General features: G+C 36.2%; 3 protein-coding genes. All 3 read right to left on the reverse strand.

What is annotated here, in order from left to right:
- Positions 1–24: 24 nt before the first annotated feature.
- The 3 genes from ltrA to Q0A12_RS11300 all read right to left on the reverse strand — a co-directional run bounded on the left by ltrA (position 25) and on the right by Q0A12_RS11300 (position 3,496).
- Complete coding sequence (gene ltrA / locus Q0A12_RS11290) at positions 25–1,617, reverse strand: group II intron reverse transcriptase/maturase (protein ID WP_291292747.1); 1,593 nt, start codon at positions 1,615–1,617, stop codon at positions 25–27.
- A 681-nt stretch (positions 1,618–2,298) separates the two neighbouring features.
- Positions 2,299–3,048 carry a hypothetical protein gene (locus tag Q0A12_RS11295; RefSeq protein WP_291292748.1) on the reverse strand — a complete coding sequence of 250 codons (750 nt, stop codon included), beginning with the start codon at positions 3,046–3,048 and terminating at the stop codon, positions 2,299–2,301.
- Between the two features lie 13 nt (positions 3,049–3,061).
- Positions 3,062–3,496, reverse strand: a complete 435-nt coding sequence (locus Q0A12_RS11300) for a DUF961 family protein (RefSeq protein WP_061100591.1) — start codon at positions 3,494–3,496, stop codon at positions 3,062–3,064.
- Between the last annotated feature and the right edge of the window lie 125 nt (positions 3,497–3,621).

The raw sequence follows: 3,621 nt of genomic DNA on the forward strand, positions 1-3,621 counted from the left end.
AAGTTCGTTTTATAAGCGGCATTCCTATTGTTCCAATTGCTTATGTTCAACACAGAGTCCCATTAGATAATAAAGATTTTTGACATACTCTCCTTCAAGATTTTTATGAATTTCCAATCTACCTTGAGGCGTATATTTGTTAATTTTCTTCTTTTTATCTAATGGGACTCTGTGTTGAACATAAGCAATTGGAACAATAGGAATGCCGCTTATAAAACGAACTTCCTTACTTTTTCCATATTTTTCTTTGATATATTTGTTTGTGATAACTCCGTCTCTGTGCAATTTATGCTTCAATCGATTATAGATACTCTTTTTGACATCAAAAGCAATGGTTTTAAAATCAAGATTTACATGAGTCGCAATGGAGTAGTAATTGTGTACACCAATGATATGAGCGTTATACAACTGAATCCATTTATATTCCACTTCTTTATTGTAAGTCTGGCGTAATCGTTTGATAATAGACTTACTTTTCTCATGTATTTTGGCAAGTGCTTGTTCTTTCATTCGAGCTTTCACAACAAATTTAGGGGAGCCATTACGCTTTTTTCCTTTTGGGTGGACTTTCAACTTAAAGCCTAGAAATTCTGTATAATGTCTTTTTAGGTTCACTATCTTAGATTTTTCTGGCGACACGTCTAGTCCTAAGCGTTGCTTTAACCATTGCTTGGTTGCTTCAAACAGACGTTTTGCATCTGTTCGAGTTTTACAGAAGATTTTAAAATCATCGGCATACCTAACAATGTAGCATTCCTTTAAATTTGTGTTTCTTAATGCTCGATATTCGCTTCTTTTTCCTAAAGTACCATTGGAATAAACTCGTTGAACGTATTTTGTCTTCGTTGGCATTTCTTCCCATTGACTAACAATCCACCAATCCAACTCGTTAAGAACAATATTTGAAAGAAGAGGAGAGATAATCCCACCTTGCGGTGTCCCTTTTTCTGGAAATCCAACTTTAACAATTTCAGCTTTTAGCATACTTGATAGAATAGAAAGCAGTTTCTTATCTTGTATGCCCATCGTCCATATCTGTTTTAGCAGTTTTCCATGGTTCACATTGTCAAAGAAGGACTTTATATCAATATCTACCACATAATGACAATTCATGTTTTGCATGAACTTTTCAGCTTGAGCAATTGCGTGTTCCGTACTTCTATTTGGACGGAATCCATTGTTTCTCTTAAAGAATTTCGCTTCACATATTGGTTCCAGTACTTGAAGAATGCACTGTTGAATCAATCGATCCATAATTGTTGGGATTCCTAAAGAACGTTTCTTACCATTCCCTTTGGGAATCTCTACTCTACGAACAGACTTAGGGATATACCATTGGAATTTCTTCTGAACATGTGCGATTAAGGCTCTTTCTGGCCAACAGTTCAATTCTTTAATTGTTTGATTATCCGTTCCAGCTGTTCGGCTACCATGATTTTTTCTAATATTTCTGTAGGCTAAACGAATATTTTCAGGTCGTTGAATCAACTCAATAAGGTGAGTAAATTTACTTCCCTGATTACTTTGTTCATATAGCTCATCAAAAATATTTTGCATGTCATAGTATTCAGCATTACGGATTTTTTGTCTTTTTAATAGCTTTTGATTATTTGTCAAAGTCAGCTACTTTCCTTTCAGTTTCTGGATTTCGCTTTTTTTAGTCATACTCGAACCTTTGAGTTTCTATAGTTTTTAATTTTATTCCTCTAACGACTAGTGGCCGTCCCTCCACAATTTATTATCATTGCTTCATCGGTACCGTGCCACCGCTCTCAGTTGGATAAAGAACTGTTATAGAATAAATTCTTTTCCAGTTCAATATTTCACAGCCTGTAACTGGCTCCATATTCCAACCTTTCCACGTTCCAATATTTCTATCTGTACATATACCCTTAGGTGTTCCTCTGGGCCTGTATACTAGATAGTACCTGTAATACTATAAGGTTTTTCATAGCAAAAATTCTTACTCAACCTCGTATACTTCCGTATTCGGACAACAACATTTCTATTGCTTCGGCTTATAGACCCGTACGTTCGGAATTTCGTCAGTCACATTGTGACATTCTAACCATAGGTATTTTATAGACCCCCGGCATATCAGTTATGGAATTTGCCTCCAAATTCTTTTCCACAGCTACATTTGCATGTTCTGTTACGGATAACTTTCTGCCGACTTCTGCGAGCTTCGCACAACTTATCTCATTACATAGACAAATTGCACGTCGCAGTTTTAGAGTGAGCGTTTCAAGGCGTTACTCCATCATTCCACTCATCAAAATATTAGTTCTCCAGTAGTTCTTAACCTACTGTGCACAGCCTTTTCAGCTGCGAACGTGTCACACTTTTCCCACCATTTGTACCACCTGTGATCAAGCAGTGACTTACTTTATCAATTCGCCACCAAATATTCTTCATTAACTGAATTCTATTAGGTTTTACTTGCATCTCTGTAACTGAAATCCTATTAGAACGGGCACCTGTAGCAAACATAAACTTTAAGTACCCTTTCTCTCTTGTCGTTTCAATACCATCAACAAAGAGTACCTTCTCTAATCTAGATGACAGTTCTTCAAATTCTCTTTGGAATCTATTTCCGTCTAAGGGGAAGTAAATAGCAATTTGATCCTTTTTCTTGCGATAAAATATTTTTGGCCTGTAAATGACTTTCGCTTTCTTACGGGAATCTCTCTTCTTTCGCTGATTATCATAAATAATCCACTGATTTTCATGAACCATTTTAGCTAAACGGGTTCTATGATCTACTCTGGAGAAAAAACCATTCCGTTTAAACGACCATTGCCAAAACATGCATACCATAATATAGCTAAGAGCAAGTATCAAAATCGGCAACATAAACAATCGAATAACGGGAAATACATTTAATTCTCCCTGCTTCAATAAATGATTTACCGGATTATAGAGCCACTTGAAACAAGCAAAAGATATTACTAGTAGAAAAGGAGTCCATAATAATAAACGATAAATGGAGTTAATATGTTTATGAAAAGGTCGAATCCGTATCCCGCGATATACAAATAAGAAATCCATTAGTTATCGCCTCTTATTTTCCTTTTTCACTATTATCTTTGGCTACTTGCTTATCAGTTTTAGCGGTTTTTTCCATACTTTCCGCAACAATCGAAAAACCCGTAATCGCATCTACTACATTACGACTTCCTTGTGGCAACACAGCCCAAGCTGTTGCTTCTTTTACTCCCTTTAATAAGACTTCATCTCCATATTTTAAGTTCAAGCTACTCAGATTAAACATTGGCGGTAAATCCACATTAAAGTTAGTTTTTTGTTCTGAACTTACAAGCTCAACACTAATCGCACGAATTTCATCCGTTCGCTCGCCATCCTCATTGTTTACAAATTTCGTAGGACGCTCCTGCACAAAAGTTAACGTACCCACACTCTCATTAAACAAAACAGGAATAGTCTCATCACTAAATCCATTTTCATCCCGCAATACAAAAGGTGCTTGTTTAGCCATTTTGTCCACCTACCAATTCAATTTTTTCTGCAATTAATAATTTACTTGGACGTGCAATAACTTCTCCATCCCCGGTTACACCAGGTACTGCTTCGATCTCAATTCTTGGATTTACTAAACGAACT

The organism is Enterococcus sp. (assembly GCF_022711995.1).
GTDB lineage: Bacteria > Bacillota > Bacilli > Lactobacillales > Enterococcaceae > Enterococcus_D.